Source organism: Variovorax sp. GW822-FHT04A09, assembly GCF_058801005.1.
The window spans coordinates 145,229-161,274 of sequence record NZ_JBXAMV010000004.1 but is presented as its reverse complement, the minus strand read 5'-3'; the positions used below and the strand labels follow the sequence as shown (position 1 = coordinate 161,274).

The 16,046-nt window shown below is 68.7% G+C and carries 14 protein-coding genes; 6 read left to right on the top strand and 8 right to left on the bottom strand.

Annotation, left to right across the window (positions count from 1 at the left end; all coding sequences use genetic code 11):
* Positions 1 to 79: 79 nt before the first annotated feature.
* The 4 genes from creD to AC1RLW_RS20845 all read left to right on the top strand — a co-directional run bounded on the left by creD (position 80) and on the right by AC1RLW_RS20845 (position 5,975).
* A complete protein-coding gene (creD, locus tag AC1RLW_RS20860) occupies positions 80 to 1,567 on the top strand; it encodes a cell envelope integrity protein CreD (protein WP_493194852.1) in 1,488 nt (495 codons plus the stop codon).
* Positions 1,564 to 2,856 (top strand): glycoside hydrolase family 3 N-terminal domain-containing protein, encoded by a 1,293-nt coding sequence (locus AC1RLW_RS20855; protein ID WP_493194850.1) that lies wholly within the window; start codon positions 1,564 to 1,566, stop codon positions 2,854 to 2,856. The genes creD and AC1RLW_RS20855 overlap by 4 nt, the downstream gene beginning before the upstream one ends.
* 10 nt (positions 2,857 to 2,866) lie before the next feature.
* Positions 2,867 to 5,260 carry a penicillin-binding protein 1A gene (locus tag AC1RLW_RS20850; RefSeq protein WP_390347627.1) on the top strand — a complete coding sequence of 798 codons (2,394 nt, stop codon included), beginning with the start codon at positions 2,867 to 2,869 and terminating at the stop codon, positions 5,258 to 5,260.
* A 109-nt stretch (positions 5,261 to 5,369) separates the two neighbouring features.
* Positions 5,370 to 5,975 carry a hypothetical protein gene (locus AC1RLW_RS20845; RefSeq protein ID WP_487847721.1) on the top strand — a complete coding sequence of 202 codons (606 nt, stop codon included), beginning with the start codon at positions 5,370 to 5,372 and terminating at the stop codon, positions 5,973 to 5,975.
* Here AC1RLW_RS20845 and creC read toward each other — a convergent pair.
* Both creC and creB read right to left on the bottom strand, forming a co-directional pair.
* The gene (gene creC / locus AC1RLW_RS20840; RefSeq protein ID WP_062473809.1) at positions 5,969 to 7,411 is read right to left on the bottom strand and encodes a two-component system sensor histidine kinase CreC; all 1,443 of its coding nucleotides are present in this window, start codon (positions 7,409 to 7,411) and stop codon (positions 5,969 to 5,971) included. The two genes, AC1RLW_RS20845 and creC, sit on opposite strands and share 7 nt — an antisense overlap.
* A complete protein-coding gene (gene creB / locus AC1RLW_RS20835; RefSeq protein WP_062473807.1) occupies positions 7,408 to 8,202 on the bottom strand; it encodes a two-component system response regulator CreB in 795 nt (264 codons plus the stop codon). The genes creC and creB overlap by 4 nt, the downstream gene beginning before the upstream one ends.
* A 568-nt stretch (positions 8,203 to 8,770) precedes the next feature.
* On the opposite strand from creB, the gene AC1RLW_RS20830 reads away from it, so the two are divergent.
* Positions 8,771 to 9,730: a YcjF family protein gene (locus AC1RLW_RS20830; RefSeq protein WP_492698594.1), complete on the top strand. Its 960-nt coding sequence runs from the start codon at positions 8,771 to 8,773 to the stop codon at positions 9,728 to 9,730.
* A 112-nt stretch (positions 9,731 to 9,842) separates the two neighbouring features.
* Here the strand turns inward: AC1RLW_RS20830 and cueR are convergent, their stop codons facing one another.
* Positions 9,843 to 10,265 carry a Cu(I)-responsive transcriptional regulator gene (gene cueR, locus AC1RLW_RS20825; protein WP_493194849.1) on the bottom strand — a complete coding sequence of 141 codons (423 nt, stop codon included), beginning with the start codon at positions 10,263 to 10,265 and terminating at the stop codon, positions 9,843 to 9,845.
* Positions 10,262 to 10,456 (bottom strand): heavy-metal-associated domain-containing protein, encoded by a 195-nt coding sequence (locus AC1RLW_RS20820; protein ID WP_062473802.1) that lies wholly within the window; start codon positions 10,454 to 10,456, stop codon positions 10,262 to 10,264. Before AC1RLW_RS20820 ends, cueR begins: the two co-directional genes overlap by 4 nt.
* Before the next feature lie 161 nt (positions 10,457 to 10,617).
* Here AC1RLW_RS20820 and AC1RLW_RS20815 point away from each other — a divergent pair, with 161 nt between their 5' ends.
* Positions 10,618 to 12,879, top strand: a complete 2,262-nt coding sequence (locus tag AC1RLW_RS20815) for a heavy metal translocating P-type ATPase (protein WP_493194847.1) — start codon at positions 10,618 to 10,620, stop codon at positions 12,877 to 12,879.
* A gap of 12 nt (positions 12,880 to 12,891) precedes the next feature.
* Here AC1RLW_RS20815 and AC1RLW_RS20810 read toward each other — a convergent pair whose 3' ends face one another.
* The 4 genes from AC1RLW_RS20810 to AC1RLW_RS20795 form a co-directional block, all read right to left on the bottom strand.
* The gene (locus tag AC1RLW_RS20810; RefSeq protein WP_493194845.1) at positions 12,892 to 13,380 is read right to left on the bottom strand and encodes a GNAT family N-acetyltransferase; all 489 of its coding nucleotides are present in this window, start codon (positions 13,378 to 13,380) and stop codon (positions 12,892 to 12,894) included.
* A 99-nt stretch (positions 13,381 to 13,479) separates the two neighbouring features.
* Positions 13,480 to 14,772, bottom strand: a complete 1,293-nt coding sequence (locus AC1RLW_RS20805) for a beta-ketoacyl-[acyl-carrier-protein] synthase family protein (protein ID WP_493194844.1) — start codon at positions 14,770 to 14,772, stop codon at positions 13,480 to 13,482.
* Entirely contained in the window at positions 14,769 to 15,056 is a 288-nt protein-coding gene (locus tag AC1RLW_RS20800; protein ID WP_307695346.1) for a phosphopantetheine-binding protein, read from the bottom strand. Before AC1RLW_RS20800 ends, AC1RLW_RS20805 begins: the two co-directional genes overlap by 4 nt.
* 17 nt (positions 15,057 to 15,073) lie before the next feature.
* Positions 15,074 to 15,955, bottom strand: a complete 882-nt coding sequence (locus AC1RLW_RS20795) for an alpha/beta hydrolase (RefSeq protein WP_493194842.1) — start codon at positions 15,953 to 15,955, stop codon at positions 15,074 to 15,076.
* Positions 15,956 to 16,046 lie beyond the last annotated feature (91 nt).

Below are 16,046 nucleotides of genomic sequence, written 5' to 3'. Positions count from 1 at the left end.
CGGCTTCATACGGCCTTCGGATCGGCCGGAGAGCATCGGCGCCTCATCACGAAAAACCCGGAAAGGAGGGGAGAAACCCATGCTTCAACTGTTGAAGGCCCTGCAGGCTTCGGTGCTGGTCAAGGTGGCCGGCCTGTTCTTCCTGCTGCTGGTGCTGTGCATTCCGCTGGCGCGCATCGACGACCTGAACCGCGCCCGCGGCGAAAGCCAGCAGGAGGCCGCGCGCGAACTGGCCGAGTCCTATGCCGGGCCGCAGGCCATGGTCGGCCCGCTGCTGCTGGTGCCGTACGTGGAGCGCTGGACGGAGCCGCTGCGCGACGCGCAGGGCAAGGTGATCGGACAGGCCCCGCAGAGCAAGGAGATGGTGCACGCCGTGTTCCCCGACAAGCTGCACATCGAGGGTGACATGGCGCCGCAGGAGCGCTACCGCGGCATCTTCCGCATTCCGTTCTACACGCTCACGGCCGCGCTCGGCGGCGGCTTCGCGGGCTTCGACCCGCAGGCCGTACCGCACAGCGAAAGCGGCTCGTCGATCGAGTTCCGCCCGCCGTTCGTCGCCTTCCACGTGAGCGACCTGCGCGGCCTCGACGGCTCGCCCGCGCTCACCGTCAACGGCGAGGCGCTGCGCTTTCGCCAGCGCGTGCCCGGCCTGCCCGACAACGCCACGTACGCCGACGGCATCCACGCGCCGCTCACGGGCGCCGCGCTCGCGGCCTGGCAGACGGGCAAGCCGCTGGCCTTCGACATGAAGCTCTCGCTGGTGGGCCAGGACACGCTCTCGATGGTGCCGATCGCCGAAGAAACCACCGCGCACCTGCGTTCGCCGTGGGCGCACCCCAGCTTCGGCGGTCGCTTCCTGGCCACGCAGCGCGAGGTGACGCCGCAGGGCTTCGACGCGCACTGGCGCGTGTCCTCGCTGGTGACCACGGCGCGCGAGCAGGTGCGCGCCGGCCTGTGGGGCGGCGAAGGCGATGCCGCGCAGAACGCCGCGGCGGCCGTCGTGCGGACGGCGCCCTCGGCGTCCATGTCGCGCCATGCCTCGGGCCCGCTGCAGACCTTCGACGTCTCGCTCGCACAGCCCGTCAACGTGTATTCGATGAGCACGCGGGCCGGCAAGTACGGCGCGCTCTTCATCGGCCTGGTGCTGATGGCGGCCTTCATGTTCGAGCTGTTCCGCAAGCTGCGCCTGCACCCGGTGCAGTACGGGCTGGTGGGCCTGTCGATCGCGCTGTTCTTCCTGCTGCTGCTCGCGCTGTCGGAGAAGTTCGCCTTCTGGATGGCCTACGCGGGCGCGGCCGCGGCCAGCGTGGCGCTGCTGGCCGTGTACTTCAGCGCGGTGCTCGAAGGCTGGCGCCGCGGCCTGTCGTTCGCCGCCTTCGTGGCGCTGCTGTACGGCGCGCTCTACGGCCTGCTGGCCTCGGAAAGCAATGCGCTGCTGCTGGGCGCGCTGCTGATCTTCGGCATGCTGGCCACGCTGATGCTCGTGACGCGCAAGGTCGACTGGTATGCACTGTCGCGCCGCAGCGAACCCGCCCCGGCCACGCCGGCGGCCACGGTGGACGCATGAGGCTGCTGCGCGCCATCCCCGGCGTGCTCGGCTGGCTGCTGCTGGCCGTGCTGTGCGCCTGGGCCTGGCACCTGAAGGACCCGCACCTGCGCTTCCTGCGCGAGGAGGAGCTGCCACTGCTGCTCTCCGCGCTGTGCGCCGCAGGCGCGATCGCCTGGCGCAGCGCGCGCGGCGCGCGCCGTGTGGTGGCGCTGGCCCTGACGGTGGGTGCGACGCTGACGGCGCTGGGCCACGAGCTGGCCTCGCGCCAGCACCGGCTGGAAGTGAATGCGGCCTCGGGCCCGGTGGCGCAGGCCCTGGGCGCGCGCTTCATCGTCGGCTACGACGACGCGAACGACCTGCGCGAGCTGGCCCGCCGGGACCTGATCGGCGGCATCTTCGTCACCGGCCGCAACGTGAAAGGCCGCAGCGCCGACACCTTGCGCGCGGAAATTGCCAGCCTGCAGGCGCTGCGGCTCGCGGCCGGCTTGCCGCCGCTGGTGGTGGCGACCGACCAGGAGGGCGGCGGCGTCTCGCGCCTGTCGCCGATGGTGCCCCGCCAGCCGGCACTCGCCAGCCTGCTGGAGGCCGACGTGCCCGCACACGAACTGTTGCAACGTGCCCGCGCCTACGGCGCGCAGCAGGGCGAGGCGCTCGCCGCGCTGGGCATCACGCTGAACTTCAGCCCGGTGGTCGACCTGCGTCCCGGCCGCGCCCCAGGCCGCTGGGACCTGCACACCCGCATCGAGGAACGCGCCATTTCCAGCGACCCCGACGTCACCGCGCAGGTGGCGCTCGCTTACGAGCAAGGCCTTGAATCGGCTGGCGTGCGCGGCACGCTCAAGCACTTTCCCGGCCTGGCCGGCGTGACCGAAGACACGCACCACATGGGTGCCGAACTGCGCACGCCCGTGGCCCGGCTGGCCGCGCACGACTGGAAGCCGTTTCAAGACGTGTCGAAACATTCGGATGCCGCGATCATGCTCGGCCATGTCATCCTTCGGGAACTCGACGCGGACGCGCCGGTCTCTTTCTCACGCAAAATCGTGCGGCAGGTGATTCGAGGCGAATGGGGCTTTCAGGGCCTGCTCGTCACCGACGACCTCACGATGGGCGGGGCCTACAACCGAGGTCTTTGCAACGCCACTCTGGGCGCACTCGATGCCGGGGTGGACCTGCTGCTCATCGCCTACGACCACGACAAGTATTTCGATGCCATGCACTGCGCGCTGGAAGGCGTGCGGCGCGGCGCGCTCGATCCCCGGGTGACGGAACGCCCGCGCGCGCCACGGCTCCAACCTCTTCGCTAGCCCCCATCCCATGTCCCAAGAACCTCGCCCTTCCCAACCCGCCGGTGCGCTGCGCCAGCTTCCGTGGAAACGCATCGCCGGCTGGAGCGCCATCGCGGCCGGTGCCGGCGCCGTCGCGCTGCTAGGCGCCGCCATCGTGGGGGTGGTCGCCATCTACCCGAAGCTGCCCGACATTTCCGAGCTGGCCGACTACCGGCCCAAGCTGCCGCTGCGCGTGTACACGGCCGAAGGTTCGCTGATCGGCGAGTTCGGCGAGGAGCGCCGCAACCTCACGCCCTTCGCGAACATTCCGAAGGTCATGAAAGACGCCGTGCTGGCCGTGGAAGACGCGCGCTTCTACGACCACGGTGGCGTGGACTACAAGGGCTTCGCGCGCGCGGCCGTGGCCAGCTTCAAGGGCGGGCGCAAGCAGGGCGCCTCGACCATCACGATGCAGGTGGCGCGCAACGTCTACCTGAGCTCGGAGCGCACGCTCAGCCGCAAGGCCTCGGAGATCGTGCTGGCCTTCCGGCTCGAGCAGCAGCTCAGCAAGGACCAGATCCTGGAGATCTACCTGAACCAGATCTACCTGGGCAACCGCGCCTACGGTTTCGCCGCTGCCTCCGAGGCCTACTTCGGCAAGCCGCTGCAGCAAGTGACCATCGCCGAGGCCGCCATGCTCGCCGGCCTGCCGAAGGCGCCCGGCGCCAACAACCCGGTGGCCAATCCGCGCCGCGCGCGGGCGCGCCAGCTCTACGTGATCGACCGCATGCACGAGACCGGCTTCATCACCGCCGAACAGGCGGCCGAAGCCAAGAAGGAAGAACTGCACCTGCGCGACGCCGCCGACCCGAACCGCCTGCACGCCGAGTACGTGGCCGAGACGGTGCGCCAGATGATGTACGCGCAGTACGGCGACAGCATCTACACCAGCGGCATGAAGGTCTACACCTCGCTGGTGGCGGCCGACCAGGCCGCGGCGTACAAGTCGCTGCGCAAGGGCATCATGGATTACGAGCGCCGTCAGGTGTACCGCGGCCCCGAGAAGTTCGTCGACCTGCCGGCCAGCGGCCAGAAGGAAATCGACGAGGCCGTCGACGAAGCCCTGGCCGAGCACCCCGACAACGGCGACGTGATCTCGGCCGTGGTGCTGGAAGCCAGCGCGAAAGAAGTGACCGCGGTGCGCGCCAACGGCGAAGCCTTCGAGATCTCGGGCGAGGGCCTCAAGCCCGCGCAGTCCGGCCTGGCCGCGAAGGCACCGCCCAACATCAAGATCCGCCGCGGCGCCGTGATCCGCGTCGCTAGGACGCCGAAGAACACCTGGGAAATCACGCAGCTGCCCGAAGTGGAGGGCGCCTTCATCGGCATGGACCCGCGCACGGGCGCCATCACGGCGCTGGTCGGCGGTTTCGACTTCGGCAAGAACAAGTTCAACCACGTGTCGCAAGCCTGGCGCCAGCCGGGCTCGAGCTTCAAGCCGTTCATCTACTCGGCCGCGCTCGAAAAGGGCTTCACGCCCGCCACCGTGGTGAACGACGCGCCGCTGGTGTTCGATGCCGCCGCCAACGGCGGCCAGCCCTGGGACCCGAAGAACTTCGACGGCGGCTTCGAAGGCCCGATGCCGCTGCGCAACGCGCTCATGAAGTCGAAGAACCTGGTCACGCTGCGCGTGCTGCAGTCGATCGGCGCGCCCTACGCGCAAGACTGGGTCACCAAGTTCGGCTTCGACAAGGACAAGCACCCGGCCAACCTGCCGATGGGCCTGGGCGCCGGCTCGGTCACGCCGATGCAGATGGCGGTGGGCTATTCGGTGTTCGCCAACGGCGGCTACCGCGTGAACCCGTACCTCGTGACGCGCGTGACCGACCTCAAGGACAAGGTGCTGATGGAAACCGAGCCCCCGGTGCTCGACGAAAGCCGCCGCGCCATTCCCGCGCGCAATGCCTTCATCATGGAATCGCTGCTGCAGAGCGTGGTCAAGGGCGGCTCCGGCTTCAAGGCCTACCAGGCGCTCAAGCGCGACGACCTGTACGGCAAGACCGGCACCACCAACGACTCCTTCGACACCTGGTTCGCGGGCTTCCAGCCCACGCGCGTGGGCATCGCCTGGGTCGGCTACGACACGCCGCGCCAACTCGGCGTGCGCGGCGAGACCGGCGGCAGCCTGAGCCTGCCGATCTGGATCGGCTACATGCAGTCGGCGCTGCGCGGCGTGCCCGTGACCCTGCCGGCCGAACCGCCCGGCGTGGTGAGCATCGACGGCGAGTGGTACTTCGACGACTTCACGCCGGGCCACAACGTGGCGAGCCTGGGCCTGGAAAGCGCCGAGCAGCCGATCCAGCCGGTGGAAGTGCTGACGGGCGCGCCGGTCGGCGCCCCACCGCCGCCTGAAGAACGCAACCGCATCCTGGACTTTTTCCGCTAGCCAGCGGCGAGATCATCCAAAGACGCGGGGGACGCGCGGTGCCTACACTCGGTGCCGCGGCCCCCGCTTCTTTTTTGTCTCTTCTCTTTTCTCCCCTTTTTTCGCATCCATGGAAATCCTCACCCTGGTGGCCCTGATCGCCGCCGGCTTCTACATCCTCAAGTCCAAGGAACAGCGCCAGCGCATCGCGCTGCTCGGTCGCCATCTGGGCCGCTACCAGATCGAGAAGCTGATGGAGAGCCTGACCCAGGGCTACCTGCGCTGCCTCGGCGAAGACGACGCCGAGCGCCGCCAGCAGATCTGGCACCTGCTCGACGCCACCGAGGAAAAGCTCGCCGCCCAGTTCGAGACCTTCGCCGCCGAACTGGCGCGTGAGCCTGAAGCCGACACGCGCGTGAGCCGCCTGCCGGTGGCTCTGCCTTTCGCCACCACGCTGTTCCCATCTGCGAGCTTCGACCTGCGCGAAGCACTGCGCATTCATGCGCGCGGCATCGCGGGCGTGGCAAAAAATGCGACGGGCCGCTCGCCGAAATCGAAGGCCTTCACGATGTCGGCCGAGCTGTTCCTGATGCAGCACACCTGCCACTGGTTCTGCAAATCGAAGGCCGTGGCCTCGGCGCGCATGCTGGCGCGGCACCAGACTTCGTACGAGCAGCTGCTCGACGCCGTGAGCCCCGAGACGCGCGAGGCGTATCGCGCGCTCGTGGGTCAGTGATGGGTTGACAGCAGCGGCAGCGTGAGCGTCGCCACGGCGCCGCCGCGCGTCGCATTGCCCAGGTCGATGCGGCCCCGGTGCAGGGTCGCGATTTCCTTCACGAACGCCAGGCCCAGCCCCGTGCTCTTCTTCTGGCTGTGCGGCCGGGCGAGCGAATAGAACTTCTCGAAGACTTTTTCCTGCGCGTAGTCCGGAATGCCCGGGCCGTGGTCGCGCACGTTGATGCGCGCCAGGCGCGAGGTGGTTTCCAGCGTCAGCAGCACCTCGCTGTCGGGCGGTGAAAAGTCGAGCGCGTTGTCGAGCAGATTGCTGATCGCGCGGCGCAGCAAAAACGGATCGCCCTCGACGCGCGCAGGCTCTCGAATATTCACGATCAACCGGATGTTGCGTCGAGACGCAGCGGGTTGCGCGCTGGCGGCAATGTCTTCGATGAGCGGCCCCAGCGCCACGGGTTCGGTGCGGTCGAGCGTGCGCCGCGTCTCGAGCGCGGTGAGCTCCATCATGCGGTCGACGATTTCCTGGATTCGCTGGGTTTCGCGTTCGATGTTCTTCAGGAAACGCTCGCGCTGGTCGTGCGGCATCTGCGGTTCCTGCAGCAGCTCGGCCGCGCCGCGGATGGCCGAGAGCGGGCTCTTCACTTCGTGCGTGAAGGTCTGCACGTAGTCGGCCACGTAGTTGCGCCCGGTGAGCGCGTCGCGCATTTCGCCGAAGCCGGTGCGCACCGCGTCGACCGCGCGCCGCGCCATGCGCGACAGGCTCAGGCTGCGCTGCGCGCGCACCCAGGTCCAGTAGTCGCGGATCAGGCCGAAGGGCCGCACCAGCCAGACCGAGACGATCACGGTGAGCAGCAGCAGCGCCAGCGCCGAGCCCACGCCGACCCATATGGTGCGCACGCGCGCGTCCTCGACGAACTGGCCGAAGCTCTGCACCGGCTTGCCGACGCTGACCACGCCGACGATCTCATCGTTCCAGCGGATGGGTGCGCCGACGTACATCACCGAGGTGCGCGGGTCGCCGTCGACGTCGCGCGAGGTGCGCGCGCCGTACAGGCCGCCGAGCGTGCGCTTCACGTCGCTCCACTGCGAGTAGTCGTTGCCCAGGTGACGGCCGAGCGAATCGAACATCACGCGGCCAGTACGGTCGGTGACGTACACGCGCAGCTCGACCCGGCTCTTGTGCAGGTTGTAGATCTGGGCCGAGAACTCGCGCGTGTAGACGCTGCGAAAGAGCGGCTCCAGCCGCGCGGTGTTGATGGCGCCGGCGATCACGTCCTGCTCGACCAGGCTGGCCATGAGCTGCGAAGTTTCGACCAGCGATTCCTCGGCCGACTCGCGGTAGCGCGGGTCGATGTCGGAAACGACGCGGTACAGCAGGAAGGCGATGCCCGCCGTGTAGATCAGCAGGATGCCGATGAAGATCCGGGTCCGGCGGGTCATTCCCTGCTGGCGGGCAGATCTTCGTGCAGCGCGTAGCCGGTGCCGCGCAAGGTGCGGATCGGCTCCACCTCCGGCGCGATGGTCTTGAGCTTGGCGCGCAGCGTCTTGATGTGCGCGTCGACCGTGCGGTCGAAGCTGTCGCTGGCGTCGTCCCAGACGAGTTGCAGCAGTTCGTCGCGCGTGAACACGCGCCCCGGGCGCTGGACCATGAGTTTCAGCAGGCCGTATTCGTAGCGCGAGAGTTCGAGCAGCCGTCCGTAGTAACGGATTTGCATGCGCTCGCTGTCGAGCGCAAAGGGGGTTGCGGGGGTCTGTGGCGCCGCTGAAGGCGGCGCCGGCGCGTTTTGATGGGGTACCCCATGAATCGGCGCTGCGGCCGCTGGAGGGCTTCCTGGGCCGTTTCTGGCGCTGCGCCGCAGGATGGTTCGTACGCGAGCGACCAGCTCGCGGGGTGAAAACGGCTTGGCAATGTAGTCGTCCGCACCCAGTTCGAGGCCCACCACGCGGTCTATTTCGTCGCTGCGGGCCGTCAAGAAGACCATCGGTACCTCCGGGCCGCCCATCGACTGGTTCAGCGCCTGGAGGCGTTTGAAGAGCTCGAAGCCGTTCAGGTCGGGCAATCCGATGTCCAGGATCGCGAGCGCGGGGCGCTCCTGTGCGAACTGCGCGATGGCTTCTTCGGCCGTGGCGCACCAGATCGGCTGGAAACCATCGCTGCTCAAAACGTACTGGAGCGTGTCGGCGATGCCCGATTCGTCTTCGGCAATCAGGATCCGGGGTTTGAAGCTCATCCGGCGATGTTAGCGAGGGCCACGGACCACCCGTGCCCGGTTTTCCGTCCGAGGCGCCGGCGACCGGCGCGGCCTTTCGCGGCTTTTTTTTCGGGCGCGGCTTTTCCTCTTCCTGTCTTCTTATTCTTCTTATTCAAATTAGTAGTAGTAGATAAGGGTCGCACCGGTCTGTGGAAAGGTCGCTTTTTCCTTGACGTGACAACGACTTGTCATGCCCGCGTCACTGTGCGCACCCGCGCTTCCGTGGTGTACCCGCAACTTGGACAACATGGGGTAACCCGCCGGCCCTGTGGATAACCGATGGCTTGTGCAAAAACTCTCCCCAGAGTTGTCCTTTGACAGCCTTCCGGAATTCTGCGAAAGGCGGTTTTCGGGTCGAGAAATTCATTGCCTGTTAATTGAGCAGGCTGTAGATTTCCCTTGCAAATCAATGACTTGCAACGCCCCTACAGAGCAGTGCCGGGGTTATCCACAGAGTTGCCCCAGTTTTGTGGGGAGAACGCGTGGAGGAACCTTCGGGCGCCGCGCGGACCCAATCGGCTCCTTCACATGACGAAAAAACTCGAACATGACACCTTCTGAAACAAAAGCGATCGTCACCCTGAGCCTGCTGGCGGCCTTCGTCGACGGCGAGAAGCACGAACGCGAGCGCGCCGAGATCAAGCGCATCGCCGAGGGCCTGTCGCAGGCCGACGGCGTGAACCTGCCGACGATCTACCAGGACGTGCTGATGAAGCGGGTGTCGCTGGCTTCGGTGGCTGGCGAGCTGAAAAGCGCCGAGTCGCGCCAGCTGGCGTACGAGATGGCGGTGTGCATGTGCGACGCCGACGGCGTGCAGTCGGAGCCGGAGCGGCTCTTTTTGATGGACGTGCGCAGCTCGCTCGGCCTGGACGCCTCGGCGGCGCAGTTTTCGCAGCGGGCGGAAGACATTGCCGCCGCGGTGCCAGCGGCGGTCGCGGTGACGGCCGGAGCGGCCGCAACGGCCACCGCCCCCGCAGCGCCGCAGGCGCCCGACAGCACCGAGCTCGACCGCGCGATCCTCAACGCCGCCATCCTCAACGGCGCGCTCGAGCTGCTGCCCGAGACGCTGTCGACCATGGCGATCATTCCGCTGCAGATGAAGCTGGTCTACCGCATCGGGCAGGCGCACGGCTACCAGCTGGACACCGGCCACATCAAGGATTTCCTGGCCACCGTGGGCGTGGGCCTGACCTCGCAGTACCTGGAGCAGGCCGGGCGCAAGCTGCTCGGCGGCCTGCTGGGCAAGGTCGGCGGCGGTTTGCTGGGCGGCCTCGGCAAGCAGGCCGTGAGCTCGGGCATGAGCTTCGCGTCGACCTATGCGCTGGGCCACGTGGCCAAGCGCTACTACGCGGGCGGCCGGACGCTCTCCACGCAGATGCTGAAGGACGCGTTCTCCAGCGTGGTGAAGGAAGGGCAGGGCCTGCAGACGCAGTACCTGCCGGCGATCCAGGAACGGGCGCGCACGCTGGACACGAGCCAGGTCCTCTCGCTGGTTAAAAACGCCTGACTTTTTCCAGGGATACCGTGGAACCGGCTTTGCCGGGCCACCGGTATCGCCCCCGGCGAGGGGGTTGGCGCAGCGACACGAAGTGCGCGAAGCCTGGGGGAGTACCTGGACTCTAGACCTGGCTCAGGTCGTCGAGGATGGGGCAGTCGGGCCGCGCATCGCCGTGGCAGCAATGCACGAGGTGCGCGAGCGTGCTGCGCATCGACTGCATGTCGGCGATGCGCTGTTCCAGTTCACCCAGGTGCTTTTGCGCGATGCGCTTGACGCTCGAGCTGGCGCGGCGGCGGTTGTGCCACAGGCCGACCAGTTCGGCGATTTCTTCCATCGAGAACCCCAGGTCGCGAGAGCGCTTGATGAAGCGCAGCGTGTGGATGTCGGCGTCGTTGTACTGGCGGTAGCCGCTCTCGGTGCGCGCCACCGCGGGCAGCAGGCCCAGGCCTTCGTAGTGGCGCACCATGCGCGCCGACACGCCCGACAGCCGCGCGGCCTCGCCGATGGCGACCTGGCGGCCGTGGGCGGAGGTCGCCGTTATCATTGAACGGTGTAGCCGGCGTTCTCGATCGCGACCACGATGTCCTGGCGCGGCTGCTGGCTCAACACGTCCACATGACCGGTTTCGAGATCGACCGTGACCTGCGCGTGCGGGTCGACCGTCTGCACCGCGTCCTGCACCGCCTCCACGCAGTGGTTGCAGCTCATGCCGGAGACCTGGAATTTCTGGCTCATCGTCGTTGCTCCTTGTCGGAATGAATGAAGGGTGGAAGGATTGAACACCCGAATCGGGGACAACGCCAGTTTCAACCCTCTCACGATGTCAACGTCCAGCCAAGGGCTTTGAAGCCACCGCGCTTGACCTTGCCATGGTGTCAGGCTTTAGCCTCGGGGCCATGGAACACATTCAGCCTCAACCTTCCGCGGCCGCCGCCACGCTGGACCTCTCGGTCGGCGGCATGACCTGTGCCTCGTGCGTGATGCGCGTGGAGCGCGCGCTCAAGAACGTGCCCGGCGTGCAGAACGTGAGCGTCAACCTCGCCACCGAGTCGGCCCGCATCGTGGCCACCGGCGGCGAGGACATGGCCCTGCTGCTGCGCCGCGCCGTGCGCGCCGCCGGCTACGAGCCGCGCGCCGAAAGCACCGCGCAGGACGAGGCCGCCGCGCTGTCGCCCTGGCACGGCTTCATGCCCGTGGCCATCGGCCTGGCGCTGTCGATCCCGTTGATGGCGCCGATGCTCGGCGACCTGGTCGGCCAGAGCTGGATGCTGCCGCCCTGGGTGCAGCTGCTGCTCGCGACGCCGGTGCAGTTCTGGCTCGGCGCACGCTTCTACCGCGCGGGCTGGCATGCGGCCAGGGCCCGCACCGGCAACATGGACCTGCTGGTGGCGCTGGGCACCAGCGCGGCCTTCGGCCTGTCGCTGTGGCTGTGGTGGCGCGCCGCCACCGGCGGGCATGCCGGGCATGGCATGGTGCCGCACCTGTATTTCGAAGCCTCGGCGGTGGTGATCACGCTGGTGCTGCTGGGCAAGTGGCTTGAGGCGCGTGCCAAGCGCCAGGCCACCTCGGCGATCCGCGCGCTGCAGCAGCTGCGGCCCGAAGTGGCGCACCTGATCAACGCACGCGGCAAGGAAAGCGACGTGCCGCTGGCCGAGGTGATGGTCGGCGACCGGCTCGCCGTGCGTCCCGGCGAACGCGTGCCGGCCGATGCGCGCGTGCTCGAAGGGCAGTCCGAAGTCGACGAGTCGATGCTCACCGGCGAACCGCTGCCCGTGGCCAAGAATCCCGGCGACAACTTGACCGGTGGCGCGGTGAACGGTGATGGCCGAATGGTCATCGAGGTACGCGCGGTCGGCGCCGAGAGCGTGCTGGCACGCATCATCCGGCTGGTCGAGGACGCGCAGGCCGCCAAGGCGCCGATCCAGCGCATGGTCGACCAGGTGGCGGCGGTGTTCGTGCCGGTGGTGCTGGTGATTGCGCTCGTCACCTTCGCGGGCTGGATGGTCGCGGGGGCCGGCGTCGAGATCGCACTGATCCATGCGGTGGCGGTGCTGGTCATCGCCTGTCCCTGTGCGCTGGGCCTGGCGACGCCGGTGGCGGTGATGGCGGGCACGGGCGTGGCCGCGAAGCACGGCATCCTCATCAAGGACGCGCGGGCTTTGGAAATTGCACACCGCGTCGACACTGTGGCTTTCGACAAGACCGGCACGCTGACGGTGGGCCGTCCGGTGCTCACGGCGCTGTTGCCTGCGGCCGGTGCGCTGGCGAAGGAGAACGACCTGCTCGCCACGGCCGCCAGCCTGCAAGGCGGCAGCGAACATCCGCTCGCACGCGCCGTGTTGTCTGCCGCTGCCGAACGCGGCGTACAGGCGCCGCCGCTCGGTGCGATGCAGGCGATGCCGGGCCGCGGCGTGCGCGGTGAGGTGAACGGCGCGACCTGGGCCATCGCCAGCCTGCGCTGGTGCCGCGAACTCGACGCGATGCCGGCCGAAGCCGACATCGAACGCCTGCAGTCGCAGGGTGCCACGGTCTCCGCGCTGCTGCGCTTCGACGATGCCGGTTCCGCGCATGTGCAGGCGCTGCTGGCCTTCGCCGACGAGCCGAAGCCGCAAGCTGCCGAAGCGATCCGCACCTTGCGTGCGCGCGGCCTTCGCGTGGTGATGATCTCGGGCGACAACCTGCGCGCGGCGCAGGCGATGGCGGCCCGCCTGGGCATTCCGGCCGAGGATGTGCGCGCCGACGTGCTGCCGGCCGACAAGGCCGAACAGGTGAGCGCGCTGCGCAAGAACGGCCATGTGGTCGCGATGGTCGGCGACGGTGCGAACGACGCGCCCGCGCTCGCCGCGGCCGATGTGGGCATCGCGATGGCGCCGTCGGGCGGCGGCACCGACGTGGCGATGGAAGCGGCCGGCATCACGCTGATGCGCGGCGACCTCGCGCTCGTGGCCGAAGCGCTCGAGCTCTCAGGCCGCACGGTGGCGAAGATCCGGCAGAACCTGTTCTGGGCCTTCGCCTACAACGTGGCCGGCATCCCGCTCGCGGCCTTCGGTTTGCTGAGCCCGGTGGTGGCCGGCGCGGCGATGGCGCTGTCGAGCGTAAGCGTGATGGCGAATGCGCTGTTGCTGCGGCGCTGGAAGCCAAAGCACCCACAACATTGATCCGACAGCGGATCAGTCGAACAGCAGCGCCATCAGGTGCTCGTCGACGAAGTCCGCTTCACCGGCCCGGCGGTAGAACTGGCGCAGCGTGCCTTCCTGCACGAAGCCCAGCCGGGCATAGAAACGCAGGGCCGTGGCGTTGTCGCTCTCGGCCATCAGCTCGACGCGGCGAACGCCTTCGGCCTTCAGCCGCGCGAGCACGTCGGTCACCATGGTCTGCGCGATGCCGCGGCCGTGGAATGCGGGATCGACCGCGAGCGTGCCCAGGCTCGCCACATGCTGCGCGCGGCCCGGGTAGCGTGTGACGCGGTAGAAGCCGGCGACCTGGCCATCGACTTCGAAGATGAAGAAAGCACCGCTGTCGAGCAGGCCCTGGAAGATCGGGCGAAAGTCGTCGCGCGGCATCGGGTCGTAGCCCAGGTAGGGCACGACCCGCTCATGCATGTAGAGATCGAAGACGGCGTCGAAATCGGAGGGGGTGGCGAGGCGGTGCAGGGGCATGTCGCGCTTCTTCTATGAGGTCCGCAAGGATGGATGCGGCCGAGCATAGCCATGGCAAGGTGGTGCTGACAACCGCCCCGTTTTTTTCTCCCCCGAAGTTCAACCCTCCGGGAAGCGCCGGCTCGCCACGATCACCGCGTTGGTGCCGCCGAAGGCGAAGGAATTCGACAGCACATGGCGCAGCCCCCGCGCCTCGCGCGCCGCGCCGCGCACGAAGTCGACGTTGCCGAACGCGGCGTCCGGCGTGTGCAGGTGGGCGATGGGCGGCAGGGTCTCGCGGGCCAGTGCGCGCAGTGCGGCCACGAGTTCGATGGCACCGCCGCCGCCCAGCACGTGGCCGTGGATCGCCTTGGTCGCGCTGACCGGTGCGGCGTCGCCGAACAGTTCGCCGATCGATGCGGCCTCGGCCGCATCGCCCGCGCTCGTCGCCGTGCCGTGGGCGTTGATGTGGCCGATGTCCGAGGGCACGAGCCCGGCGTCGCGCAGCGCGGCACGCATCGCGCGCACCTGGCCGGCCGGGTCAGGGTGGGTGATGTGCGTGCCGTCGCAATTGCTGGCGTAGCCGCTGAGCACGAACGGCTGCGCGCCGGCACCGCGTGCCCGCGCATGGGCTTCCGATTCGAGCACCAGCGCCGCCGCGCCCTCGCCGATGGCGAAGCCCGCGCGGTCGCCCGAGAACGGACGGCAGGCGGTGGCGGGCGCATCGGCCGGCGGCGGCGCCATGACGCGCATCGCGTGCCAGCTGGCCATCACGCCGGGCGTGAGCATGGCGTCGTGGCCGCCGACGATGGCGATGTCGATCCAGCCGCCGCGGATGGCGCGCATGGCTTCGCCGATGGCCACGGCCGATGAAGCACAGGCGCAGGCATAGGCCAGCGCCGCGCCGCGCGCGCCGAAGTGCAGCGCCAGTTCGGCGACCGCGGCGTTGGGCATCACGGTGAGCACGGTGGTGGGGCGCATGCGGCGCTGTTCGCCGTAGAGCGCGCGCGTGGTGGCGTCGAAGGTGCCGGCGCCGGCCAGGCCGCTGCCCCAGAAGACGCCGAGGCGGTCGCGGTCGAGGGCGTCGAGGTCCAGACCGGCATCGGCCGCAGCATCCTGCGCAGCGGCCAGGGCCATCGCGGTGCCGCGGTCCAGCGGCAGGCGCGAGGCGCTGCGCACGCCGCCGGCGTCGAAGTCGCAGGTGGCGGCGGCGATGGCCATCGGGTCCATGCCGGGAATCTCGAGGGTCTGCGCGCGCACCGCGGAGCGGCCGGCGAACAGCGCGTCGTCGAAGGCTTCGATGCTGCGTCCGAGCGGCGTGATGAAACCGAGCCCGCTCACGTGCACGGGCGCGGCGGCGGTGTGGGCCGTGGCGGTGGCCGCCAGCACGGCATGGGCGGCGCCGCTGCTCATGCGGCCGCTGCCATGGGTTCGGCGCGTGCGGCGGCGGCTTCGCCCTCGGCGTCGATCACCTCGCACAGCCGCTGCAGCGTGATGCCGGCTTCGCGCGGGTCGAGCCGGTCTTCGGGAATGCGCAGGTGGAAGGCGTCTTCCACCGCGAAGACGAACTCCATGAGCGCGAGCGAATCGAGACCGAGGTCCGACAGCGCGGTGGTCGGCGAGATGGCCGTGCGTGCGACGCGGAAGTCGGTCTCAAGGATGGTGGCGATGCTGTTGAAGGTGGGAGAGGAAGACATGAGGAGGTTCCTTTCTTTCAGGCGTGAAGAGCAAGTCCGCGGACGCGGAACACGGGTTCGGGCACCGGGCCGTGGGCCACGGTCTCGGCGAAGGCGAGGGTCTCGCGCACGACCTGCTGGCGGTCGTTGTCGATGCTGATCATGTGGTAGCTGTTGTTCAGGACCACGGTACGCAGCGAGGCGCAGCGCAGCCCGCGCACCAGCAGGTCGAGGTTGGACAGGCTGGCCACCTCATCCTCGCGCGCATGCAGCGCCAGCACCTGCTCGCACTGCACGTCGTTCAGGCGCCGCCGCACGTGGCGGATCAGCCGGTCGTGCTCGCGCAGGTGACCTACGCCGATCACCGCGCTGCCGGCGCGCGAGACCTGGCGATGCCGCAGCTCGCGCTCGATCCAGGTGCGCACGCGCTCGTTCTTCACACCGTAGGGCGGGCGCTCGCGGTACTGCCAGAGACGGCCCAGCGGCGTGTAGAAGGCCAGTGGCAGCAGGAAGCGCGTGCGCGGCACGGCCCAGCCGTCGAAGCGCAGCGTGGTCGACATGAGCACCAGCGCGTCCACCTCGCGCCCGCAGCGGATGGCGCCGCCCAGGGCCAGCGAGGCGCCGGCCGAGATGCCGACCAGCATCACGCGGTCGTGCGTGCGCCGCAGCGCCTTCACGTGCGCCTCGAGGGTGTCGAGCCAGCGTTCGAAAGGCACGGCCTGCTGCAGCGGCGCGGCGGTGTCGAACGAGTAGCCGGAGATGCACAGCGGCTGCACCGCATACCCGTGGCGCTGCAGGGTCGATTGCACGGTCAGCAGCTCGTCAGGCGTGCTGCATAAACCATGCAGCAGAACCACCGCGGTGCGCTGCACGGCGGGGGACACCAGGCTCAAGGGATCGGAGGGATCGCGTGCACTCATCGGAAGGTGTGTCGTATGCTCATGTCGCGTTTATCGCGGTGAGCGACTGACCGGCCGCTGACGCGTCCATCGCCAGGGCAGACCCACAAAT

What these genes read in the sequence shown, in the direction of transcription:
- creD (WP_493194852.1), top strand. Translation starts at nt 80, where the DNA reads ATGCTTCAACTGTTGAAGGCCCTGCAGGCTTCGGTGCTGGTCAAGGTG.
- AC1RLW_RS20855 (WP_493194850.1), top strand. Translation starts at nt 1,564, where the DNA reads ATGAGGCTGCTGCGCGCCATCCCCGGCGTGCTCGGCTGGCTGCTGCTG.
- AC1RLW_RS20850 (WP_390347627.1), top strand. Translation starts at nt 2,867, where the DNA reads ATGTCCCAAGAACCTCGCCCTTCCCAACCCGCCGGTGCGCTGCGCCAG.
- AC1RLW_RS20845 (WP_487847721.1), top strand. Translation starts at nt 5,370, where the DNA reads ATGGAAATCCTCACCCTGGTGGCCCTGATCGCCGCCGGCTTCTACATC.
- creC (WP_062473809.1), bottom strand. Translation starts at nt 7,411, where the DNA reads ATGACCCGCCGGACCCGGATCTTCATCGGCATCCTGCTGATCTACACG.
- creB (WP_062473807.1), bottom strand. Translation starts at nt 8,202, where the DNA reads ATGAGCTTCAAACCCCGGATCCTGATTGCCGAAGACGAATCGGGCATC.
- AC1RLW_RS20830 (WP_492698594.1), top strand. Translation starts at nt 8,771, where the DNA reads ATGACACCTTCTGAAACAAAAGCGATCGTCACCCTGAGCCTGCTGGCG.
- cueR (WP_493194849.1), bottom strand. Translation starts at nt 10,265, where the DNA reads ATGATAACGGCGACCTCCGCCCACGGCCGCCAGGTCGCCATCGGCGAG.
- AC1RLW_RS20820 (WP_062473802.1), bottom strand. Translation starts at nt 10,456, where the DNA reads ATGAGCCAGAAATTCCAGGTCTCCGGCATGAGCTGCAACCACTGCGTG.
- AC1RLW_RS20815 (WP_493194847.1), top strand. Translation starts at nt 10,618, where the DNA reads ATGGAACACATTCAGCCTCAACCTTCCGCGGCCGCCGCCACGCTGGAC.
- AC1RLW_RS20810 (WP_493194845.1), bottom strand. Translation starts at nt 13,380, where the DNA reads ATGCCCCTGCACCGCCTCGCCACCCCCTCCGATTTCGACGCCGTCTTC.
- AC1RLW_RS20805 (WP_493194844.1), bottom strand. Translation starts at nt 14,772, where the DNA reads ATGAGCAGCGGCGCCGCCCATGCCGTGCTGGCGGCCACCGCCACGGCC.
- AC1RLW_RS20800 (WP_307695346.1), bottom strand. Translation starts at nt 15,056, where the DNA reads ATGTCTTCCTCTCCCACCTTCAACAGCATCGCCACCATCCTTGAGACC.
- AC1RLW_RS20795 (WP_493194842.1), bottom strand. Translation starts at nt 15,955, where the DNA reads ATGAGTGCACGCGATCCCTCCGATCCCTTGAGCCTGGTGTCCCCCGCC.